Annotated in this window: 23 protein-coding genes; 5 read left to right on the top strand and 18 right to left on the bottom strand. The window is 62.6% G+C overall.

Features of this window, described 5'->3' with window-relative positions:
• Positions 1–8 precede the first annotated feature (8 nt).
• Both folK and lpxC read right to left on the bottom strand, forming a co-directional pair.
• Entirely contained in the window at positions 9–500 is a 492-nt protein-coding gene (gene folK / locus C4S68_RS10475; RefSeq protein ID WP_103933008.1) for a 2-amino-4-hydroxy-6-hydroxymethyldihydropteridine diphosphokinase, read from the bottom strand.
• On the bottom strand, positions 493–1,416 hold the full coding sequence (gene lpxC, locus C4S68_RS10470) for a UDP-3-O-acyl-N-acetylglucosamine deacetylase (RefSeq protein ID WP_103933007.1): 924 nt from the start codon (positions 1,414–1,416) through the stop codon (positions 493–495). The genes folK and lpxC overlap by 8 nt, the downstream gene beginning before the upstream one ends.
• A 200-nt stretch (positions 1,417–1,616) precedes the next feature.
• Between lpxC and C4S68_RS10465 the strand changes: the two genes are divergently transcribed.
• Positions 1,617–2,765 (top strand): M20 family metallopeptidase, encoded by a 1,149-nt coding sequence (locus C4S68_RS10465; RefSeq protein WP_235011512.1) that lies wholly within the window; start codon positions 1,617–1,619, stop codon positions 2,763–2,765.
• Between the two features lie 61 nt (positions 2,766–2,826).
• Here the strand turns inward: C4S68_RS10465 and C4S68_RS10460 are convergent, their stop codons facing one another.
• The 6 genes from C4S68_RS10460 to C4S68_RS10440 form a co-directional block, all read right to left on the bottom strand.
• Positions 2,827–3,405, bottom strand: coding sequence for a Maf family protein (locus C4S68_RS10460; protein ID WP_103933006.1), 579 nt, complete (start codon positions 3,403–3,405; stop codon positions 2,827–2,829).
• 83 nt (positions 3,406–3,488) lie between these two features.
• Entirely contained in the window at positions 3,489–4,451 is a 963-nt protein-coding gene (locus tag C4S68_RS10455; protein WP_235011511.1) for a D-hexose-6-phosphate mutarotase, read from the bottom strand.
• A gap of 38 nt (positions 4,452–4,489) precedes the next feature.
• Complete coding sequence (locus C4S68_RS10450) at positions 4,490–5,284, bottom strand: endonuclease III domain-containing protein (RefSeq protein ID WP_235011510.1); 795 nt, start codon at positions 5,282–5,284, stop codon at positions 4,490–4,492.
• Positions 5,285–5,401: 117 nt separating this feature from the next.
• Positions 5,402–6,025 carry a hypothetical protein gene (locus tag C4S68_RS10445; RefSeq protein ID WP_103933004.1) on the bottom strand — a complete coding sequence of 208 codons (624 nt, stop codon included), beginning with the start codon at positions 6,023–6,025 and terminating at the stop codon, positions 5,402–5,404.
• A gap of 15 nt (positions 6,026–6,040) precedes the next feature.
• Complete coding sequence (locus C4S68_RS23180) at positions 6,041–6,205, bottom strand: hypothetical protein (protein ID WP_160115096.1); 165 nt, start codon at positions 6,203–6,205, stop codon at positions 6,041–6,043.
• Between the two features lie 17 nt (positions 6,206–6,222).
• A complete protein-coding gene (locus C4S68_RS10440) occupies positions 6,223–6,858 on the bottom strand; it encodes a CDP-alcohol phosphatidyltransferase family protein (protein WP_103933003.1) in 636 nt (211 codons plus the stop codon).
• 240 nt (positions 6,859–7,098) lie between these two features.
• Here C4S68_RS10440 and C4S68_RS10435 point away from each other — a divergent pair, with 240 nt between their 5' ends.
• Positions 7,099–8,526 (top strand): MFS transporter, encoded by a 1,428-nt coding sequence (locus tag C4S68_RS10435; RefSeq protein ID WP_103933002.1) that lies wholly within the window; start codon positions 7,099–7,101, stop codon positions 8,524–8,526.
• 656 nt (positions 8,527–9,182) lie between these two features.
• Here the strand turns inward: C4S68_RS10435 and C4S68_RS10430 are convergent.
• Together C4S68_RS10430 and ruvX are read right to left on the bottom strand one after the other, a co-directional pair.
• Positions 9,183–9,662: a GreA/GreB family elongation factor gene (locus tag C4S68_RS10430; protein WP_103933001.1), complete on the bottom strand. Its 480-nt coding sequence runs from the start codon at positions 9,660–9,662 to the stop codon at positions 9,183–9,185.
• A gap of 197 nt (positions 9,663–9,859) precedes the next feature.
• Positions 9,860–10,330, bottom strand: a complete 471-nt coding sequence (gene ruvX, locus C4S68_RS10425; protein ID WP_235011509.1) for a Holliday junction resolvase RuvX — start codon at positions 10,328–10,330, stop codon at positions 9,860–9,862.
• A gap of 248 nt (positions 10,331–10,578) precedes the next feature.
• Between ruvX and C4S68_RS10420 the strand changes: the two genes are divergently transcribed.
• Positions 10,579–11,325, top strand: coding sequence for a hypothetical protein (locus C4S68_RS10420; protein WP_103932999.1), 747 nt, complete (start codon positions 10,579–10,581; stop codon positions 11,323–11,325).
• A 32-nt stretch (positions 11,326–11,357) separates the two neighbouring features.
• Here C4S68_RS10420 and C4S68_RS10415 read toward each other — a convergent pair whose 3' ends face one another.
• Positions 11,358–12,092, bottom strand: a complete 735-nt coding sequence (locus C4S68_RS10415; RefSeq protein WP_146072103.1) for a hypothetical protein — start codon at positions 12,090–12,092, stop codon at positions 11,358–11,360.
• A gap of 200 nt (positions 12,093–12,292) precedes the next feature.
• Between C4S68_RS10415 and C4S68_RS10410 the strand changes: the two genes are divergently transcribed.
• Positions 12,293–13,120: a TIGR03435 family protein gene (locus C4S68_RS10410; RefSeq protein WP_160115095.1), complete on the top strand. Its 828-nt coding sequence runs from the start codon at positions 12,293–12,295 to the stop codon at positions 13,118–13,120.
• Positions 13,121–13,319: 199 nt separating this feature from the next.
• Here C4S68_RS10410 and dnaN read toward each other — a convergent pair whose 3' ends face one another.
• The 6 genes from dnaN to rpmH all read right to left on the bottom strand — a co-directional run bounded on the left by dnaN (position 13,320) and on the right by rpmH (position 19,091).
• Complete coding sequence (dnaN, locus tag C4S68_RS10405; protein WP_235011508.1) at positions 13,320–14,483, bottom strand: DNA polymerase III subunit beta; 1,164 nt, start codon at positions 14,481–14,483, stop codon at positions 13,320–13,322.
• 885 nt (positions 14,484–15,368) lie between these two features.
• Positions 15,369–15,956: a Jag family protein gene (locus tag C4S68_RS10400; RefSeq protein WP_103932996.1), complete on the bottom strand. Its 588-nt coding sequence runs from the start codon at positions 15,954–15,956 to the stop codon at positions 15,369–15,371.
• 243 nt (positions 15,957–16,199) lie between these two features.
• Complete coding sequence (gene yidC / locus C4S68_RS10395; protein WP_103932995.1) at positions 16,200–17,972, bottom strand: membrane protein insertase YidC; 1,773 nt, start codon at positions 17,970–17,972, stop codon at positions 16,200–16,202.
• 86 nt (positions 17,973–18,058) lie between these two features.
• A complete protein-coding gene (gene yidD / locus C4S68_RS10390) occupies positions 18,059–18,337 on the bottom strand; it encodes a membrane protein insertion efficiency factor YidD (protein ID WP_235011507.1) in 279 nt (92 codons plus the stop codon).
• A 34-nt stretch (positions 18,338–18,371) separates the two neighbouring features.
• Positions 18,372–18,803, bottom strand: a complete 432-nt coding sequence (rnpA, locus tag C4S68_RS10385; RefSeq protein ID WP_103932994.1) for a ribonuclease P protein component — start codon at positions 18,801–18,803, stop codon at positions 18,372–18,374.
• Positions 18,804–18,935: 132 nt separating this feature from the next.
• Entirely contained in the window at positions 18,936–19,091 is a 156-nt protein-coding gene (rpmH, locus tag C4S68_RS10380; protein WP_103933293.1) for a 50S ribosomal protein L34, read from the bottom strand.
• A 615-nt stretch (positions 19,092–19,706) separates the two neighbouring features.
• Between rpmH and dnaA the strand changes: the two genes are divergently transcribed.
• Positions 19,707–21,125 (top strand): chromosomal replication initiator protein DnaA, encoded by a 1,419-nt coding sequence (gene dnaA, locus C4S68_RS10375; RefSeq protein ID WP_103932993.1) that lies wholly within the window; start codon positions 19,707–19,709, stop codon positions 21,123–21,125.
• 194 nt (positions 21,126–21,319) lie between these two features.
• Here the strand turns inward: dnaA and C4S68_RS10370 are convergent, their stop codons facing one another.
• Positions 21,320–22,246, bottom strand: coding sequence for an NADP-dependent oxidoreductase (locus C4S68_RS10370; protein ID WP_103932992.1), 927 nt, complete (start codon positions 22,244–22,246; stop codon positions 21,320–21,322).
• Positions 22,247–22,270: the final 24 nt, after the last annotated feature.

The following is a 22,270-nucleotide window of genomic DNA, read 5'->3' as shown; positions in this document are numbered from 1 at the left end:
ATCGCAACTCACAGCCCGATCCATAACTCTTCCACCGTCCGGCCCAGCACCGGGTGCATCATCTCCGGGGCGATCTCCGCGAGAGGCTCCAGAACGAACCTGCGCTCATGCATCGCCGGATGCGGCAGCGTAAGCTCCGGCTCTTCCATCACGCACTGCCCATACAGCAGCAGGTCCAGGTCGATCACCCGCGGCCCCTTCGGGGGCGCCACAGCGCGATCGCGCCCCATCTCGTGCTCGATCCCCATCAGGCCACGCAGCAGCTCCAACGGCTCCAGACGCGTCTCCACGACCGCCGCGGTATTCACAAACTTGGGCTGATCCACATATCCGACGGGCTCTGTCACGCGCAGCGTCGCCACGCGCAGCACGACGCCCAACGCCCCAAGACGGCGCACCGCTTCCCACACATTTTCCTCAGGACTTCCGTATCGCGAAGATAGGTTGGAGCCCATCCCAATCGCAGCCAGGGCAATCTCTCGCGTCGATCCTTCAGGCATGCGACAACGTCAGGGCCGGTGTCGTTGACGCCTCGAGCGCGACGCTCTTTTCCGGCATCGGGCGATGCGCCAGCTCCCACGCCGAACGATCGCGCAGCAGCCGCTGCACCAGCGCCGTGTGCATCGCGTGGCCTGCGCGCTCCGCCACCACGCGGCCCCAGATCTGCCGTCCCGCGAGTGCGAGATCGCCAATCAGGTCCAGCACCTTGTGCCGCACAAACTCATCCGGAAACCGCAGTGGCCCGTTCACCACCGCCTCGCGCGTCAGGATGATCGCGCTCTCCTCCGACACACCGCGAATCAAGCCCATGTTCCGCAGCATCGGCTCATCTTCCTTGAAGCCGAACGTCCGCGCCGGTGCGATCCATTGCGCATAGTCCCCGGCTTCCAGATCGCAGCGCAGGTTGTCCCGCCCGATCGGCGCCGGAAAGTCGATCGAGTAGTCGATCGAATACCCCTCCCCGGGATACACCCCGATGAACTTCGACCCGTCGCGCACCTCAACCTCGCGGAGGATGCGAATATACTCGCGCTTCCGCCGTTGCCGCTTCAGGCCGACCCTCAGGATGCCTTCAACGTAAGGCCTCGCGCTGCCATCCAGGATCGGCACCTCCAGGTTGTCGATCTCGATGATCAGGTTGTCGACGCCCAGTCCGATCAGCGCGGAAAGCAAATGCTCGGTGGTCGAGATCAGCACGCCCTGTCGCATCAGCGACGTCGCATAGCTGACCTTCGCCACGTTGCGGCCGTTCGCCGGAATCTCAAACCCGTCCAGGTCGGAACGCCGAAACACCACGCCCGATCCAGCCGGCGCGGGGATCAGCTTCATCCGCACCTGAACGCCGGAATGCAACCCCACGCCACCAAACTCCACGGGCGATTCGATGGTCTGCTCGAATTGTGGATCCGTTGCCAGGTGGTCGTGCCCTTCCGGAAAGCAAAATCAGCGTATACCCGTCGGGTTAGCGGCGGCTGTGGCAGATTTACCACAGTGCCTTCGAAGCCCACTCCCGCGCTGGCCATCTGATATGCCACCGAATGGCTAGTAACCCACTGGCTTTCAACATTTTGACGATGGTTTCCTTTCTCGAATCGCTGGCGGCGTAAACTTTTCTGGTGACCAGAATCACTAACAGTCGTGCCGCCGATCTTTCGATTCCGCTCGTTGATAGCGCCCGCCTGCTCGCCCGGGTTCGCAAGCTGGTCGAGGTCGAGTCTCCCAGCGACGACAAGGCCGCCGTCGATCGCTGCATGACCGTTGCCGCCGAAATGGCCACAGCACTCGGCGGGAGCGTGAAGATCCATCGCCAGAAGCGCTATGGCAACGTCCTCGAACTCCGCTTCGGCCACCGCCGCGGCGTGAAGCCCGTCCTGCTACTCGGCCACCTCGACACCGTCTGGCCGCACGGCACGCTCGCGAAGATGCCCCTCCGCGAAGTAGACGGCAAACTGTACGGCCCCGGCACCCTCGACATGAAGGTGGGCGTCTCCATGGCCTTCGAGGCAATCGCCTCCCTCACGAACTCCCGCCGGCTGCGCCCTGTCACGCTGCTGCTCGTCTCCGAAGAAGAAATCGGCAGTCCCATCTCGCGCCCCATCACGGAAAAGCTTGCGCTCGCCAGCTCCGCCGTCTTCGTCCTCGAACCCGCGCAGGGCCTCGCGTACAAGACCGCCCGCAAGGGCGTCGGCCACTACGACCTCCGCGTCGAAGGCGTCAGCGCCCACGCCGGCGTCGAGCCCGAAAAGGGCCACTCCGCCATCCACGAGATGGCCCGCCTCATCGCAAAGATCACCGGCTTGAGCGACCCCGCACACGGACTCACCGTCAACGTCGGCGTCATCCAGGGTGGCACCAAGAGCAACGTCGTCGCCGCAGAATGCACGGCCGAGGTCGACGTCCGCGTCGTTACCATGCGCCAGGCCGCCACCATCGACCGCGCCATCCGCGCGCTCAAGCCCGCCGACAAGCTCTGCAAGCTGACCATCACCGGCGGCATCAATCGCCCGCCCATGGAGCGCAAAGCCGGCACCATCGCCCTCTTCAAGCGCGCTCGCAAACTCGCTGCCGAGATCGGCTTTGCTCTCGACGAAGCCGCCACCGGTGGCGGCTCAGATGGCAACTTCACCGCCGCAGTCGGCGTGCCCACCCTCGATGGCATGGGAGCCATCGGCGCCGGTGCCCACGCCAACCACGAGCACATCGTCCTCTCGCATCTTGAGGAACGCACGAAGCTGCTCGCAGCCATGATCGCGACTCAGCCCTGACTGCTGCACAATCCGGGTGCCCCACATCTCGCTTGTGAGATGTGGGTTCTAGCGTCTGGCGCTACCGCTCCATCTGCCCCAGCAAACGCACCGTCGCCGCTACCGGCAACCCCATCACGTTGAAGTAGCAGCCATCGATCCGCGGGATCCACCGCGCGGCATAGCCCTGAATCCCATACGCTCCCGCCTTGTCCAGCGAGTCGCCCGTCGCGAGGTATCGCTCCAGCTCCGCGGTAGGAATCAGGTTGAAGGTCACATGCGTCGTCTCCACATGCGATACCGCACGCGCCCCACCCTGCACCACCACGGCAACGCCGGTATGCACCTGGTGCACGCGGCCCGAGAGCCTCTCCAACATCCCCGCGGCCTCGGTCACATCCGCTGGTTTGCCGAGAATCTCACCGTCCAGCACCACCGTCGTGTCCGAGCCGATCACCGTCGCTTCAGGAGCACCCGCCGCCACGCCCTTCGCCTTCTCCAAGGCCAAACGCCTCACATACTCCTCCGGCTCCTCTCCCGCGCGAATGGACTCATCGATGTCCGCAGCCTTCACCGTGAACTCGTACCCCGCCTGCCCGAGCAGCTCGCGCCGCCGCGGAGATCCCGATGCCAGTATCAACGGCCTTCCCAAGCTATTCATCCTCGTAGCTCATTCCCTCGACGCTCGCAGCTCAACAGAATCCCTCGCAACTCGCGACCTGCAAACCTCGCACCTCTACAGCTCTAGCTCTGCAGCGGTTCCACATGAATCCGCGCTTCCATGGTGTGCAGTGACCTTGGCTCCAGCACTAACGCGCCTTCTGACGCATTCGCCGTTTCCACGCACACCATCTCGCGCCAACCTTCGTCGCTCATGTCAGCCAGCTTGTGGCTCAGCTCGCTCCACGGATTCCACACCACGGTCGTCTGAGAACCCGACTTCTCCACCACCAGCGTGCGCTTCAACACCGGATCGTCAACAAATACCGTTGCCTCCGTGTTCAGATACACGCGGTCCGTCTCGCGCTCTAAGTGCAGTGGCTCTTCGCTCTGCGTCTTGCGCTTGAACCCATCCGGCTTGTCCAGGAACTCCGTGCCCTGCAAACCACGGACAGATATCTGCGTGGCGTCGCCCACATGCAGATAGGTGTGCAGCGCCTCTTCAAAGCGCAGCGGCACGGTGTCTTCGTTGGCCACCGTCATCTTCACCGTCAGTGAGCGCCCCAGCGTGAACTGCAGCGCCACCCGAAAGCGGTCGTATCCCAGAGCCTTCGCGTTGTCGTCCGGCACCAGCGTCAACGCCAGATGCAGCTCCTCGCCGACGACCGCCGCGAAGCTCACATCCCACTCCGTGGTCCGCGCAAAGCCATGCGACGGCCCATCGGTACGCGGCGACTCCGACGTAGCCGTACGCGCGCCAAACCACGGAAAGATCACCGGAATGCCGCCACGAATCGCCGCACCCTTCTCAAACTTGGACTTCTCGCTGAGGAACAGGACAGGCTCCAGGCCTGTCGGCTGCCACAACGCCAGGTGCGCGCCATGCGTGTACAGCTCCGCGGTGCACGAGGGAGTCGTCACCTTCGCAAGCACCAGACCGGCCTCGGTCGTCTCAAACGCCAAGGCCCCAGGAATCCCAAATCGCTCGTTCAGCTCGTCGATGTTCACTGCAACAGTGTAGCCATACCCAGGGTCTGGGTGCCCCACGTCTCGCTTCTGAGACGTGGGTTGTTGGGATATTGCCACTATTGCGGCGCCGTCAGTTGCAGCTCCGCCATATTCCGTTGCCCGCTCGGACAGATCTTCAGCAGCGGGCATCCCTCGCACTTCGGGTCGCTGAAGACGCACAACGTCTGCGCATGCAGCTTCACCAGCATGTGATCTTCGTCCAGCATCTCGGCGTCCCAGGTCTCGGGGACCAGCCGCATCAACCGCTCTTCCGTCAGCTCCGCATTGCCGCGCGGCACCACGCACAGCCGCTGAATCACGCGGAGATGATTCGCATCGATCACCAGCGCCCTGCGCCGCAGCGTGGAGAAGTTCACCACCGCCGCCGATACCTGCGGCCCCACGCCCTCAAACTGCTCCAGCCAGCTGCGGATCTTGTCCGTGCGGTACTTGTGCAGGAACTCCAGCGTCAGCTCGCCCACACGCGCGCTGATCTGGTTGAGCAGCAGCTTGATCCGCTCCGCCTTCTGCTCCGGAAAGGTCACTAGCGCAATCGCTCGCTCGATGTCCCTCACAGCAGCATCCCGCACCGGCTCCCAGTTTCCCGGACCCGCCTGGAACGCCCGCTGCAGGTCCCGCAGCGCCGCCTCCGAGGCCTCTGTCTTCGTCCGCGAGGCCATCATCGAATAGATCAGCTGCGTCAGAGGATCGCGCGGTTCCCGACGCTTCGGCTGGCCGTAGTACCCCAGCAGCAGCCGATGGATATGCGGCAGCTTATCCGCCTGCTCCGGCGTCAGCGGGCGACGTCCCGCCTCCTCCATCTCGGAGCTCGGAAACAACCCGTTTCCCGTCCCATTGTCCGCCGCAGCCATGCTCTCTATGATGCTTCAGCCGCACGGGTTTCGCACAGAATCTCCAACGCTTGCCCCGCACGATGCCGCGGGCCCACGTCTCGACTTTGAGACCAGGCTTCGCAGCAGGCTCGCGACTTACCGGCGCGCCCACCACGCGTAGGTCTCCGCCAAATGAAGCAGAAAGCCAATGCCCATGCCTGTTGTCGGATTGTGCTCGCCGACATGCACCTCACCGGAGACCGAACTCCGCTCGCCGGGAAACATGGTCAGAATCGCGTGCCCCGAATCTGCTCCAGTCAGCCAATGCCCACGGCTTCGCAGATGCACCAGAAAACCCCCGGCTGGCGCCTGATGCTGCTTGTTGAACCGGTTATCCCACCGCGAAACGCAATAGCCCGCCCCCAGAAAAGCCGCAATCGCTTCCTCAGTCTTGCCTTCGAACCGAAAACGCGCATTGAGCCGCTGATTCCCACGCCCGTGATCGAGGAATGTGAAATGGAAGCGCTCACTCAGATCACCCCCGCCGCTGATGCCCGTGACCTCGCCGCTTCCGAGAACCCACGCACCTTCGCATGGCAACCCGTCGGCGCTGCGGAAGACAACCTGCCGGCCGTCGAAGGTTCCGGCGTACCGCCTGCCGCTCTGGTCCACGAGATGCCCGTCCGCATCGTTCGAGACGAAGATCTCCGGGCTCCCTTCGCAGCGCAGCACGAAGCCGATGCCACCGCGATCTCCCCGAGAGCCGGGCCTGTCACTCATGAGCACACGAACGTTCTATTTCAGCATTCGAAGCAGGATGAGGATCAGTACCGCGATGCCCACCCCGATCGCCAACCGTACCTGGGAGGTCAGGCCGCTCTTGCGGAGGAGCGTCGGCACTGCGAGCAGGATGATCAAGGCTAACGCCAGGATCTCGTACTTCTGCCGCGTCGTCGTCATCTCACGCCTTCTTGCTCTTAGAGAGCTGCCAGTTCGGCCTTGCGCCGCTCTGTCTCGGTGTACGTGTATCGCATGCGATGGATGACGGTCATCGTGGAGAGTGCAGCCAGCACCCACAACGCCGGCGCCATCACGCCCCAGCGCTCACCCAGAGCACCCAGGATGATCAGCACGATCCGCTCCGGCCGCTCCATGAAGCCCACCTTGCAGCTGCCGATCAGCGCTTCGGCGCGTGCTCGCGTGTAGCTCACCATCAGGCTCGCCGTCATCACGAACGCTACCAGGAACACATAGAAGTAGCGGTTCCCGCGCGCATAGAACACCAGCAGCCCGAAGAACAACGCCACATCCGAGTACCGGTCCAGCACCGAATCGAAGAATGCCCCAAACACCGACACCTGATTCGTCTGCCGGGCCACCCGGCCATCCACCATATCGAAGAGCCCGGCCCCGATGATCACCAGCCCGGCATAAAAGAACATCCGGACGTAATTGTCCTCACGCGCGTAGCCGAAGAAGAACGCGGCAACCACGTTGATGATGAGCCCGACGAAGGTGAGTGTGTTCGGCGAAATCCTCGACAGGGCTAGCCCGTTGACGATCTTCTGCAGCAGCCAGCCGCTGCCTTTGCCGAATGCGCTGGTCCAGGTCATGTGACCTGATTAGTGTATCGCGTGTTTAGTGCGCCGCCGCGGCCTTCGGAATCTCCGCCCGAGTAAACACATACCGGTGGCGAAACGAGAAGCCCTCCTGCGTCCCCGCAGGCCGCGCTCCGCCGGCTTCGCAGCTGACGATTGAGCACACACTGGACGGAATGAGGCGCATGCCCCGCGTTACGCACCCTCCATCCGAAGTTCACTCAGCAACTCAACAGCAGCGCTTAAAATGGAGCGATGTCGAAGAACCTCCAGACCCGGCTGACCTTCCTCGTCGCCGGTACCTTCTTCATGGAGCTGCTCGACGGCACCGTCATCGCCACGGCCCTGCCGCAGATGTCCCGCACCTTCCACGTGACTGCCGTCCACATGAACATCGGCATCACGGCCTACCTGCTCACGCTGGCGATCTTCATCCCCATCAGCGGCTGGTTCTCCGACCGCCTCGGGCCCCGCACCACCTTCGCCTCCGCCATCGCGATCTTCACCCTCGCGTCGCTGCTCTGTGGCCTGTCCAACTCGCTGCCAGTCTTCGTGATGATGCGTGTCCTGCAGGGCATCGGCGGCGCCATGATGGTCCCTGTCGGCCGTCTCGTCGTCCTGCGCGTCACGCCCAAGGAGAAGCTCACCGAGACCATGACATTCATGCAGTGGCCTGGGCTTATTGCCCTGGTGCTCGGCCCACCCGTCGGCGGCTTCATCACCACCTTCACCAACTGGCGCTGGATCTTCTTCCTCAACATCCCGCTCGGCGTCATCGCCCTGGTCCTGGCCCTGCGTTGGGTCGAAAGCACCCGCGAAGACGAGATCCACCCCTTCGACTGGTACACCTTCGTCCTCGGCGGCGCAGCCTCCACCGGCCTGGTCTACGCCATGGAATCCCTCGGCGCAGGCAACGACAATGCGCGCCTGGCCTACACCGTGCTCGCGCTCAGCTTCCTCTGTGGCATCGCCGCCGTGCTCATCGCAAAGCGCCGCCCCGAAGTCTCGCTGATCGACCTCGTCTCTATGCAGCGCCGCAGCTTCGCCCAGGGCATCTACGGTGCCGCCGCCTACCGCGCCGCCGTCTCGGTGCTTCCCTTCCTGCTGCCACTGATGTTCCAGCTGGCCTTTGGCCTTAGCGCCTTCCGCTCCGGCGGTTACCTGCTGGCCCTCTTTGCTGGCGACCTCAGCATGAAGTTCTTCGTCGTCCGCGTGCTGAGCCGCTGGGGCTTCCGCAGCACCATGATCGTGGACGGCCTTCTAGCCGCCGGAACGCTCGCCAGCATCGCGCTGCTCACCCCGCACACGCCCGTCCCGCTGTTGCTCGTGATGCTGTTCCTGCACGGCGCCTGCCGCTCCCTGCAGTTCACCTGCATCAACACCCTGGCCTACTCCGAGATCCCGCCCGCACAGATGAACCGCGCCAACAGCTTCCTGAGCACCATCCAGCAGCTCAGCACCGGCCTCGGCGTACCCCTGGGAGCGATCAGCGTGCGCCTCGTAGCCCGCGCCCACGGCGACCCCATCGCTATGCCCGCCCTGCGCGACTTCCACTGGGCCATCCTCGTCGCCGCCGTCTTCGCCCTCGGCCCCGTGATCAACAGCTTCTTCCTCGCACCCGACGCAGGAGCCGCCGCCAGCGGCCACCGCCTGCACCTGGAGCTCGACACCGAGACGGTCTAGCTGAGAGACCCACGTCTGGATATACCGGTGAGCCGCCCATCTTCGGCACCGGGAGTGAAACAACCAATCTCGACCCTCAGGGAATACAGCTCTGATACCTTTCCGTAATGGTTAGCGCCCTTCCTCCCGCCGAGCCTCCTGCGCCTAGTCCATCGAGCCTGTGCCGGATCGTCGCGCATCCGGCTGCTTACCGGCATCAACTGCTCAGCATTCCTGCAAAGATTGTGCTCGCCTTACCGCATGGTGCGTTCATCGAGGACGAATCCTGCAATGGCCGGATACTGATGCTTGGCTATGATCTTGAGTCCGCAGATGACTCGGCCCGGAGTTTGGTGCCAAAGCTACTCGGTGATTGCTCGCCTGACCCGAAGCCTTCGAAAGTCGCCGGGAACTTTGTGGGAAGGCTTTCCTGGGACGCTGAAGGCCGAATTGTTCTGCGTCTTCAGTCGGTGACAGACCTCGCGGTTGTCCCCTGCCCTAAACCCCCGTTGCCACTTCTGGGTATACCTTCGCTGCCCCCAAAGTCCTGACCGCAAAAGTAAAACGGGAGCCCGAAGGCCCCCGCTTTCTCGATCTTCACACTAACGGTCCGAAGGACCGCTACCGAGCGAAGCTCGCTAACCCGGCGCAGCCGGGCCAACGCGCAAGCGCTCTGCCTAAACCTCTGGCGTGCCGTCGTGGATCGTCCACAGCTTCTTGATCTCCATCAGGCGCTTGCCCGTCGGAGTTACCACTGTGGCCTCGTCGCCCACTTCCTTGCCCAGCAGACCCCGCCCGATCGGCGATGTCGTTGAGATCAGCCCCTTCAGCACGTCCGCTTCCTCGCTGGTCACCAGCTTGTAGGTCGTCTCCGCGTCCTTGGCTTCCTCATACACCACCACCGTCGAACCGAAGCCCACCTTGTCCCGCGGGATGTTCTCCAGGTTCACCATCGCCAGCTCGCCCATACGCTTCTTCAGCTGGCCCAGGCGCGCGTTCACAAACTCCTGTCGCTGCTTCGCCGAGTGATACTCCGCGTTTTCGCTCAGATCGCCCAGCGCCACGGCCCGCTTGATCTCTGCCGGCAGCTCCGTCGTCAGCTCGTACTCGAGTTGCTTGATCTGCTCTTCAAGAGCCTTCTTGATGTTTTCTGGCATAGGGTCACCGGTCCGCTCGCGCGCGATGTCGGCAAACGTGAGCTTTTTCTATTGAACATCCATTATACGGACTGAAACCTCCGGACACCCCGGGTGCCCGGCCAAGGCTTTCCCGCCGCAATCCGCAGCCACGCAGACTCACAGCCCGAAACTGACGGCCCGAAACTCGATCGCACCTTCTTGCTTCACGACGCGCGCTACTCCTCAGGCAACAGCACCACCTGCTCCCGCGAGAGAAAGCTCTCCAGCAGCACCGCAGCGGCCACCTGGTCGATGAACTCGTCCCGCGTCACGCGCGCGTTCCGTCCGGCCACGCGACGCTCGAACTCATTCAGCCGCTCATGCGCCTCATGCGTCGTCAGCCGCTCGTCCAGCAGGTGCACCGGGATCGCCGGCTCCGCATCCCGCAGCGCTTCCCGCAGCGACTCCGCAAACCGTTCCGCCTTCTCCGCCTGCGGTCCCACAGTCCCATCCATGTTCAGCGGATAGCCCACCACCAGCTGTTCAATCCGGTGCTGCCGCACGAACCGCAGGATGGCCTTCAGATCGGCACGCTCATTGGTCCGCGTCAGCGTGAACAGCGGCATCGCGCCCAGCCCCGCTTCGCTGGTAATCGCAATCCCAATGCGCCGCTTCCCCGGATCGATCGCCAGGATGCGCGCGTTCAAGCTCTGAGGCTCCGCCATCGATCCAGTGTAGGCCGCCCGAAGGTCGTAGCCTATCACCCGAAACCCGCAACCCAACTTCTACCTCTCTTCCGTCGGTCCGAGCACCCCGAAAACCCTCGCCACACGCCATGTTCTGAGGCATACTGACTGCGCTCCCCTGCAGATCCTGTTTCTTTTGCTTTCCCCGGTGATGACTGCCGTTTCGCGCTGCGCCGCATCTCCCAATCTCTCTCCTCACAGGAGCCCTCATGAGCGCCTCTGCCGCCTCTGCCGTGCCTGCTGCCCACCCACTCCGCAAGCCCAACCGCACTCTGGAACGCGCCTTCTTCGCCTTCATGAGCCTGCTCATGCTCGCGACCGTCCTCTTCGGCTTTGCGCGCACCTACTTCCTCGCCGGCATGGTCACCGCGCCGCTGCCCAATAGACTCATCCATTTCCACGGCGCAGTCTTTTCTTTGTGGATCCTTCTGCTGCTCGTGCAGACCGCGCTGATCACCACCGGCAACGTCCGCATCCACCGCGCCCTCGGCGTCTATGGCTTTTGCCTCGCCATTCTGATGTGCATCCTCGGGCCGCTGGCCTCGCTGGACATGCACCGCCGCGGCGAAGCGCCTCTCGGCCTCACCGCCGACCAGTTCCTCATCATCCCGCTCACGGGGATCAGCATGTTTGCCTTCTTCATGGTGTGGTCCTGGCGCACCCGCCGCGAGCCCGCAGCGCACAAACGGCTCATCCTGCTAGCCACGATCGTGCTCACCGACGCCGCTCTGGGCCGCTGGCCCGTCGCCGCCCTGCAGCAGCACCCACCGCTCATGGGCGTGGTCGAAGTCAGCTTCGTCCTGCTGATCGTCCTCTATGACCTGATCTCGCTGCGCAAAGTCCACCGCACCACAGCTATCGGCCTCGCCATCGTGGCGGTCGTCATCTTCACCCGCGTCCCCATCGCGCAAACACATCCCTGGGCTACGGTCGCTCGATCCATCGGCCGCCTCTGAGGCTTCCAGGCCCCGTCCCCGCGATGGCCGCGTTAGGTCTGCCCCGGAGCTCCGTATGGTCCTTCCACCAGCAGCCGTCTGCCGGCCATGTGCTGCCAGGCCATCCTGATCCCCAGGAAGATGATGAACAGGTTGAGCAGGCCGTGAGGCACCGACGATGCCAGCTCCAGAAACGGCGAGATCAGCCCGAGCCCCAGCAACATGGCAATGCCGCCGATCCATCCACCGATCGTTGCCGGCGGCTTGGCCTTCGGTGCGCCGTCGCCTTCCGAGGCTGAAGCTCCCTGCTGATTCGAAGTCGTCGCGTGCGCCTGCACCCCGGCCCGCTCCTCGCGCAACTCGTGAATCGCCACCGGAACAAACGCCACGGCAACAGCCGCATACGTCAGCAGTGCGGCTGCTATCTGGTACCGCCGGCCTCCCAGACCATGCGAACCCTTGCGCATCGCCCACCCCACCAGGTAGCCCACGGCGATGGCCACGTAGCCAATCATGATGCCTGTAGCGATCTGGAAGATCGCATACGCCGCACAGCCCAGCACAGCCGCCACGGCTCCCAGCGAGACAGCGCGCACAAAAGCGGCATGGGAATCCGGAGGCACAAGCGTTGCGGCCTGCCGCGCACAAGCTTCGCAGGCCAGCAACTCGTTTACCCGGTAGTAGCCCCCGTCGAGAGGGCGTTTGCAGAAGGCGCAGGCGTCCCCTTGTGGTGGGTCGCCTTCGTAGGAGGCTCGCGTGAAGCTCAATGCGGGAGGTGTTGTCGACATGGTGGTGCGGTGACTCTACCAAACCCGAGCCGCGCTGAGAACTCTTTTCTACGTCTCGAAACTTGTCCGTTGAGGGTCCGCTCGAAGAGCGGCCCGCAAAAATTTTCGGGCCCACTCCACCACCTCGCAACCCGCCTTCTCTGCCCCAGCAAGAGCCTCAGGTATCCTGCAAGGCATTCCCCCGTCCAAGGATCATGCGCATGAGAGATCTCCTCCGCCTTGTCGCAGCGCCATTCGCATTTTGTGTCCTGTTCGGCATAGCTGCCTCCGCGCAGGAACTCGCCATGGCGCCTCCCGGTTCACCGCGCCTCAGCTTTGACGTCGTTTCGGTACGCCCTTCCGCGCCACCTCAGCCGCGGCAACCGTGCTTCATCAAGGGAACGCCGGGAGGGTTCGGCTATCAGGCGCGCTGTATCAACGTGAAGACCATGATCGCGCTGATGTACAAGATCCCTGCGCGACAGATCACCAGCTCTCCATCCTGGGTCAACGACGAGCTCTTCGACATCGATGCCAAGGCGGACAAGGCCTACTCCCTCGATGATTTGCATGCCATGTTCCAGGATCTGCTCGCCGATCGCTTCGGCCTCAGGTTCCATACCGAGAAGAAAGAAGGCAACATCTACGCGCTCACCATCGATAGCTCCGGCCTGAAGATGAAGCCGAACACCAGCGCCGAGAACTTCCAGATCCCCTTCCAGGGCAGCATCGATGGCTTCACTGGCATCCGCGTCCCGATGAACTATCTCTGCTGGCAGCTCGGCCAATTCCTTCAAAACGACGAGCGTCCCGTCGTCAACATGACGGGGCTGACCGGCAACTACGACTTCAAGCTCGTCTTTCTGCCTGAACTGCCCCCCGGTATCGACAAAGACGCATTGCCGCCCGGCTTCCTGGACCGCCCAAGCCTCTTCACCGCCGTCAGGGAGCAACTCGGGCTCAAGCTCACACCCCAGAAGGGTCCCGTCACCTACCTCGTCATCGACCACATCGAGAAGCCCACAGACAAACTGAGACATCTCCTCTGAGGTGTAGCTCTCTTTGTTTGTCATTCCCGGAGGGAATCCGGGTCTCGATTGGACCAGCAATACCGCACCTGGAGAGACGGTCTTGAAACGCGAATCGTCGAACAAAGGGAAAACGCCCTCTCTGCGAGAGGGCGTTTCGTCTTTGTCTTTGTCTTTGTCTTTGTCCTTGCGCGAAGCGCGTTCCGCTGCAGGCAATGCCTCAGATGCGCATGGGCATCAGGATGTAGCGATACTTCACATCCTCATTGCCATCTTCAGGCCGCATCTGGCCGGCCGACTGCGCGTCCTTGAACTCCAGACGCACCTCGCCCGTCACTCCGGTCGCCTTCAGGAAGTCCACCAGGTAGCTCGAGTTGAAGCCCACCACCAGAGGATCGTAGTTGTACGGCGTCTCGATGATGTCTTCCGACTCACCGGCATCGGTCGACTGTGCGCTCAGCTTCAGCTCATTCTGCTCCAGCCGCATCTTGATCGCGCCCGAGCGCTCATCCGCGAACTGCGCGACGCGCTGGATGCAACCCATCAGGTCTTCGCTGCGCACGATGACGAACTTCGTGTTGTCGCGCGGCAGCACAGCTTCGTAGTTCGGGAACTGGCCTGTGAGCTTGCGGCTGGTCAGCACGCGCCCGCCCACCTTGAAGAACAACGTCTGCTCGTCATCGGCAAAGTCGATAAACTCGGCGTCCGTGTTGGAGAGCAGGCTTTGCAGCTCCGCCAGCGCCTTGCGCGGGATCAGCGTACGCTTCTCGCCGGTTACGCCTTCCAGCGTCTCGCCATGCTTCTCAATGTGCGCCAGGCGATGACCATCGGTCGCCACCATCGCCATCGACTCCGCCTTCAGCACCAGCAACGCACCGTTCAGCGTGTAGCGCGACTCCTCGCTCGAGATCGCAAAGATCGTCTTCGAGATCATGTTGCGCAGTGCCGGCGCCGAGATCTTGAACAGCCCGCCGCCCGGAATCTCCGGAACCTGCGGGAAGTTCGCCCGCGCCATGCCCACCATTTTCGTGTTCGAGCGGCCGGCGCGGATCTGCACCCAGTGGTTGTCCATCAGCTTGATGCTGATCTCCCCCTCGGGCAGCAGCTTGATGTAGTCGTACAGCTTGCGCGCAGGAATCGTGCACGCGCCAGCCTTCTTCACCTTGGCCGGGCAGCTGGTGCGCAGCGACTGATCGAGATCGGTCGCCGTAATCGTCAGCGTCTCGCCGTTGGCCTCAAACAGGAAGTTCGACAGGATCGGGATCGTAGTCTTTCGCTCCACCACGGACTGCGCTGCGGTGAGCTCGCGCAACAACTCTGCGCGCGAAACGCTGATCTCGAGATTGCCGGTGGGCGCTGCATCGGGAATGAGTGAGCTGGACACGGAATCGATTCTCCCATCTTCGGGCGGTGCAATGGTAGCGGACACGGCGGCTCCCCTCTCGTCTGCGGCTGCAAACACCCTCTGGCACACTGCTCGCGCTCAGCAGAATTGCAGGAACGCGCAGGCCGGAGTTGTGTTGATTCTAGGCAAAGAAAAGGAGTAACGCGAGAGGGTCGAGCCTGTGAATTTCAGGGCATTCGTCTGATGATCCCGCCCCATACCGCATGGATACCCGCTATGGGCGCCTGCAGCGATGTGGGTATGGCGTCCTTTTCGGATGGAGGGGCCTGCCAGGCAGCCGAACTGCGGTGTTCTGGCCCGCCGCCATAGGCGCGACACGCTGAGGCGCTGTGGTGGCAATGCCTTCGGGAGCAGGGGAGGAGTGGTGCTGATCCAGGAACGATGCTGGCGCGAAGAGGTACTTCTTAAACCTGACCAGAATGAGAGTAGGAAAGAGTAGTAACAGCCGTTCACCGTGGAAGAGTGGATAAGCAGTCCTTGCGCAGAAACGACGCGCCTTTTCGTCTGCCCCCGGTTTAGAAAACTCCCTGTCGAAAACTCGAACACCTTGGGTAGAAGGACACTCACCTCCATGAGCGTCCCTGCTTTTCCCCGTCTTCCACATTGGCCTGAGGACAGCCTCCGAAGCCGATCCGTTCTTGTGTGAGGATCGCGTCCTGCGGCAGGCTTTATGCGGGTGCAGGACGACCGCAATTTTCTACAAGTTCAGGCGGATGCATAGGAAAACGCGTCCCTGCCGTTTCAGGCACCGTCCCGCGTGCGTTGCCGGGTTGTGTGGCCCGGATGCCAAAAGCAAAAGCCCACACCTCGCGATGAGGTGTGGGCGTTCTTCCTGCAGACGAATCTCTCTTGCAGCGGAGAGCGCTAGTATCTGCCGCGCCCACCGCCACGGCCACCACCGCCGCCACGATTGAATCCACCTCCACGGCGGTCGCCAAAGCTGGGACGCTCCACCGGGATCTTGTAGCCCTCGGGGTACAGCACCACCGCTCGTTCCGGACCTTCGCCTGCGCTGGCCGTCTGCAGCCCGCTCTCCTTCAGGAAGAGGTGCAGGATGCGGCGTTCCCGGCTGTTCATCGCCGGGAAGCGGAACGGCTTGTCATTGTCATCGACGTAATCGATCGCACGGTCCGCTGCATCGCGAAGGTTTTGTGCCCGCGAGGCCTTATAGCCATTCGTATCGAACGAGACTCGGTCATGGTCCTCTGGCTCCAGGCGCAGGATCTTCGCTGCAATGTGCTCCAGGGAGCGCAGCAGCTCGCCATCGTTCTCCAGCAGCAGCTCCGCGTCCGCACCTTTGCATTCCACGTAGATGTCGCGCCGCTCGATCTCATCCGGATCGGCAGCGCCGGCTCCGGCAGTAATGCGGTACTTCAGACGCAGGCCGCCTACGGTGGTCAGCGTACGCATAAAGGAGGCGATTTGCTCTGCCGCCTGCGCGAGATCTTCCATGGTTCTAACTCCCATTCAGTCCGCCGTGGCGGACCAGCCCTTTCGTTCGTGGGACTAGCGTTTGTCGAGAACCGTGGGCCGGCGCGGTCTCTACTTTATGAGCGCCGCTTCTGGTGCGTCAAACCTTTGATTCGACACACCAGAGAGCGGTTTCACTTAGCCTCCGATACAAACGCAGTAAGTCGCGTCATATATCAGTAGCCTGATAGTCAGGGGAATCTCCGCAGTCAACGGCTTAGTGACTTAGCGCTTCCCCTGGATCACCTTGGGACCGGCAGATTTGCGGGCTGCGCGGTCTGCCGCCAGCTTCTTCATCTCCTTGCCCAGCGAAGAGTAGTTGATCCCCAGCTGCATCAGGATCATCACCAGGTTGCCGGTGTTCCAGTACAGCGCCAGGCCCGAAGCATAGTTCCAGGTCATCCAGCCAGAGAACGCCGGCATCATGAAGGCCATCATCCTCTGCTGCTGCGGATCGACTCCAGGCGATGGCGTATAGAACTGCACCAGGAACGACGTCAGCACCATGAAGATCGGAAGGATGTGGTACGGATCCGCTGCGGAAAGATCATGCAGCCAGTACCAGTGTGCCTGCCGGAGCTCCACCACGCGGGTCATCATCGTGAAGAACGCGAACAGCAGTGGCAGCTGAATCAGCGAGGGGATGCAGCCGCCAAACATGCTGACGCCCTGGCTCTTCTGGTAGTCCATGATCTCGGCGTTCATCTCCGCGGCCTTCGGATCGGTCGGCCCCGGGTTCTTGTACTTCGCCTTGATCTTGTCCAGCTCCGGCTGGATGCGCTGCATCTTCAGCGCCGAGCGCATGCTCTGGATGCGCAGTGGAAGCAGCACGATGTTGATGAACAGGGTGAACAGGATGATCGCCCATCCCCAGTTCGAGACCACATGCTCCTGCACAAAGTGCAGTGCCACGAACAGGTACTTGCCGATCGGACCGAAGAAGCCGAAGTCCAGTACCGACTTCAACGACGTGCCGGTGGCCGTGGTGACGCTTGCCAGCACCGTCATCGCCTTCGGTCCGACGAAGACCCGCTCCTCGTTATGTCCGGAGAGGCTTCCTACCGCTGCGCCCAGCATGGGCAGCTTCGCAGGCTTGTCGTTGGTCACAAACTGGCGCAGGCGCGAGCCCTTGGTGAACTGTGCCGCGTCGACCATGTCGTGGAAGGTGACAACCGTCGCGTCCGTCGGCTGGTCCGGCATGAAGATCGCGGCGAAGTACTGGTCGCTCGTGCCCGCATAGTCGAACGGGCCATTGAGGGTCGCTCCGCCGGTGACCTTCTTGAAGGCCACGTGATCGTCGTTGTTCTTATAAGCGGTGTCGATCTGCGAGCTGGCAAAGGAGCTTGTGCCTTCCATATCGCCAAGGCCCATGGGCCACGAAAGCAGGGCACGGACAGGAGAGCCACCGCGCGTGACCAGAGTGTCAGCGTGGACCACATAGTCGGCCCCGAAGCTGAAGGTCTTCTTTACGGTGACGTTGCCGGCTGCGTACTCGAAGCTCAGCGTCGCCGGCGCCTGCAGCGTACCCGTGGCGGAAGGCACATACAGCGCCTGCGAGATGGCCTGCGTCAGCGTCGCGTCATAGGTGTACAGCGACATCGGGTAGCCGTAGATCTTCGCCGCCTCGTCGTGCACCAGGTCGAGCGGATGCCCCTCGCCGTCCTTGTACTTCTTCAGCACCCAGGAGGTCACCTGCGCGCCGTGGTTGGAGAACGTGATCCTGTAGAGCTCGTTCTCAACGACCGTTGTGCTTTCGCCGGTGGCCTTCACCTCGGCCACCGTCGCAGGGCCGGTTGGCGCTCCCTGCGTCGCCGCTGCGCTGGAGGCGCTCTGAGACTGGGCGGCCGGCGTCGCATGCTGCGGCTCCGGTGGCGGTGTGTGCTTCAACTGCCACCACTGGTAACCGAAGATCGCGGCGAACATGACGAGGATCATGACCGTGAACAGGCGGCTGTCCTGGCCACCTCCGGTCTGGTTTGGATTTGTGTACTCGGGCAAAGGGGTTTCCTGTTCTCGCTTCAGCCGCGCGGAGACGCGCAGGCGCACTTCCTCTCATTGTATGAGAGCGGCCGTGGCCCTGCGTGTTACGGAACGGGGTCAAAGCCGCCTGCGGCCCACGGATGACAGCGTGCCACCCGCCTTACGGCCAGCCAGCCCCCGCGCAGCCAGCCATGCTTGACCACCGCCGCATAGCCATATTCGCTGCAGGTCGGCAGGTACTTGCACTGCGAGAACCCGAAGGCATGCAGCGCGGGAGAGAGCAGCTTCTTATAGACAGAAAAGAAGATCCGCGCCGATTGCGCCCGCCAGCGCGAGGGAGATCGCGTCTCCTGGGACGGTTCGGGCTGCGGTGCGCTTCGCAAGATTGGCTGTCCGGATGAAACCAGGGATCCCGGTTTAGGGTTGCTGGACGGCTGGGACGCGCTGAGCAGGCTCAACTTCCGACCCCGCACGGTTCGCCGCATTCTTCGTCCGGTCGCAGGCAGCCTGCACGGATCGGAAGATCATCGCTACCTCCCGCTCCAGCCCAGCAAACTCCGTCGTCAGTACGCTGCGCCTGGGGTGCAGGATCACGTCGACATCGGAAGTGAGCAGCGAAAGAGCCCCGCGGACACACTCACGCAGGCGTCGCTTGATGCGGTTGCGATCGACGGCCTTGCCCAGCGCCTTCGGCACGGTAAGGCCCACACGCGGGCCCCGGGCAACCTCTCGCCCTGCGACGGGAACGCCACGCAATACATGGAAGTAGGCGATCTGTTTGCCAAACTGCTTCCGGGACGTCTTGTAGACGCGCTGGTAGTCGGCGTGTTGGCAAAGGCGATGATCCATGTTTCTGCAGCCGATGAGTTCTGGGTTGTCATCCCCGTTGGGGATCTGCGTCTGTCTACCAACACGAAACGGCGCTCAGGACCGAAGTCCGTGAGCGCGCGTTTTCGGAAAGCAGAGAACGATGCCCGCGAACTAGTCGCGGTAACCGGCCGAGACGGCAATCTTGTGACGGCCCTTGGCGCGGCGGCGGCTGAGAACCTTTGCCCCGTTCTTGGTGGCCATGCGGCTCAGAAAGCCGTGAACCTTGCTGCGACGACGGCGGTTGGGTTGGAAGGTGCGCTTCGGCATTGTCGGGATCCTCTTGCGTGCAACGTCCGCCAGCATCTCGCCGTGCAACGCTCCCCTCAGTGAGGGCAGCAGTCAGGTAGCTGATAGCGGATCGAAAAGATGAGTGGTGCACTCAAGCACCGGGCCGCCGGAGTACGCCAAAATGGCCCCGCGGCAACTCTCCGAGTATAGCTCAAATTGAGGAAAACGGGCAACGAATTGGTGTGTGTTTGCTATCACACCGAATGGTCAAAGCGTATGAGAGAAACAGCACTGGATTCCTTCGACGGGACAGCGGAGGGTTCTTCACTACTCTTGGTGCAACTGCCCGGAATTCTTGCGGCAACGTGACTTTTGTCTTGCCATGGGGTCCCCTTTAGCGTGCTACTATCGAGTCCGTTCCGTGATCGCTAGAGCGTTCACGCTCGAGTTGCACAGGGCCTTCTGAGCTTGTTCCACTCTCCCTCGTCGCCACCGCGCCACCAGGGATTTCAGAACCAAACCCAGCGACGGATGTTGCGGCGCAGTGGCGTTGCCTGCTGCGCAGGGGAGAGTTCTTTTTTTATTTCGCCCAGTGTCGATCGAACGCTGCCCCGCAGCACAGCATCAGTAGACATAAGAAGGAAGATCGAACGAATGTCATTCGTACCCATTCCAGCCGCCGTACTCAATCAGTGGGTTCGCATCCTCGGCGCGCTCGAGAAAAAGATCAATCGGCAGAGCTTTGAAACGTGGCTGAAGCCCACGCGCTTTTCGCACGTGGCAGAACGCGTGCTCTACATCCGCGTCCCCTCGGTGGAGTTTCAGCACGTTGGCGATCGCTACGCCGATCTCATCATGGAGGCCATCGACAACCTCGGCCTTGATCTCGACCGCGTCCAGTTCGAGGTGCCCGCCCCTGATCCCAACGCCAACCGCGTGCGGGAAGACGGTGGCTTCGGTCCCCAGTCCAGCCATTCGCTCAATGCTCCCCGCAGCAGCCGCGTCAACACCGGCGCCGGTGTTGGCCCGGAGCAGTCGCGCTTCGACTGGAACTCGGCGGCGCTCCTCAACCCGCGCTACCAGTTCGATAACTTCGTCACCGGCCCTGGCAACCAGTTTGCCTACGCCGCGGCTCAGGCTGTTGCGGAACGTCCCGCCAAGGCCTACAACCCGTTGTTCGTCTACGGCGGCGTGGGGCTCGGCAAGACCCATCTGATGCACGCCATCGGTCACCAGGCGAAGCTGCGCTACCCGCAGTACTCCATCTCGTACATCTCCGGTGAGAAGTTCACCAACGAGATGATCAACATGGTCCGCTACGAGAAGATGTCCACCTTCCGCGACAAGTTCCGCACTGTGGACATCCTGCTCATCGACGACATCCAGTTCCTCGCCGGCAAGGAGCGCACCCAGGAGGAGTTCTTCCATACCTTCAACGCGCTGCACGAGAGCAACAAGCAGGTCGTCATCGCGTCGGATCGCCCTCCCAAGGAGCTGAACGACTTCGAAGAGCGTCTCCGCTCACGCTTCGAGTGGGGCCTTGTCGTCGATGTGCAGCCGCCCGATCTCGAGACCAAGGTCGCCATCCTGCAGCGCAAGGCTGAGGCCGAGCAGACCACCCTGCCCACCGACGTCGCGCTGTTCATCGCCGGCAACGTGCGCACGAACGTCCGCGAGCTCGAAGGCGCGCTCACGCGCCTCATCGCCTGGTGCTCCATGCACGGCGTCGAGATCACGCTGCCCACGGCGCAGATGTGCCTCAAGCAGTTCATCGACACGCAGGTGCGCAAGATCACCATCGAAGCGATCCAGCGTGCGGTCGCCGAGCAGTTCGGCATGCGCGTCGCCGAGCTGAAGCAGAAGAACAACTCCCGTCAGATCGTCGTCCCGCGCCAGATCGCGATGTATCTCGCCAAGCAGATGACGGAAGCCTCGCTGCCTGAGATTGGGCGCCAGTTCGGCGGCAAGCACCACACCACCGTCATGCATTCGATCGCCAAGATCGACGAGCAGAAGCGCCACGACAAGGACCTCGCCCGCACCCTCTCCAAGCTGCAGGAGATCCTGGGCTAGCACCGCAATCCCAGCAACGACAAAGGCCGCTCAACCGAGCGGCCTTTGTGCATTGGAAATTACTTCAGCGGGCTTACGTCCCTCTGTACAAGTCGTGCTTTGTCAGGGCGGGGCTTCAGCCCCGCCGTAAACGGGCCCACGCAAGGGGCTTCAGCCCCTCAGGTATCGAATGCTCGGCCCGGTGCAGCGCTTCTCTAGGCCGTCAGCACGATCTTCCCCAGCCCACCCTTCTCACCGGCTGCCTGTGCCTCTGCGGCTTCGCTCATCGACATCACGCGGTCGATGGGAAGCACCAGCTTGCCGTCACGCACCGCCTCGCCATAATGCACAAAGGCTTTCGGGTCCGGATGTTGCTGGAAGCTCTTCGCGACGATCGTCGGATGAAGCTTCGCCTCTGCGGGAGCCCCCACGGCGCTCGCAAAGATCCCACCCGGCTTCACCTTGCTGAGCAGCTTCACGGCCAGCGGCCCACCGACCAGATCCGCGACCGCATCCACCGTGCCCAGCTTCGCAAGCTCCGCATCGTCGCTGCTGTCGATCGCAGCATCCGCGCCGAGCTTCAGGGCCTCATCGATGTTCTTCGCCCGCACCAGGGCGATGACCTTCACTCCGGCCTCCTTTGCCGCATAGAGGGCTACACGCCCCACGCTGCCCGTCGCGCCTGTAAGGACGACCGTCTCGCCAGCCTTGGCCTCCGCGCCCTCGAGCATGATCTGGCTTCCGGTCGTGGACGCCAGAGGAACCGCACCCGCAGTGGTCATCTCCAGCGCCGGCTTCCCGCCGGCCTCGCCTGGCACGATCGCAATCGCCGCAGCATTTGCCACGACTAACTCCGCATAGGTGTGCGAGCTCAGCCCGAACACGCGATCTCCCACCTTCAAGCCGGTCACCTTGTCGCCAAGAGCTTGCACGGTTCCTGAGAAGTCGTAGCCCAGAATTGTAGGAAACTCCTGCGGCATGAACTCCTTCATCGCGCCCGAGCGCACTTTCCAGTCGATGGGATTGATCCCCGCCGCATGCACTCGCACCAGCACCTCGCCCTCGCCGGGCTGCGGGTCGGGAGCATCTTCCCACCTCAGGTTCTTCGCCGGACCATACTCATGCAACAACACTGCCTTCATTCCTTCACCTCTTGTGCAGTTGAG

Source organism: Bryocella elongata (assembly GCF_900108185.1).
In the GTDB taxonomy this organism is placed as follows: Bacteria; Acidobacteriota; Terriglobia; order Terriglobales; family Acidobacteriaceae; genus Granulicella; species Granulicella elongata.
This window is presented reverse-complemented; position numbering and strand designations above follow the sequence as displayed.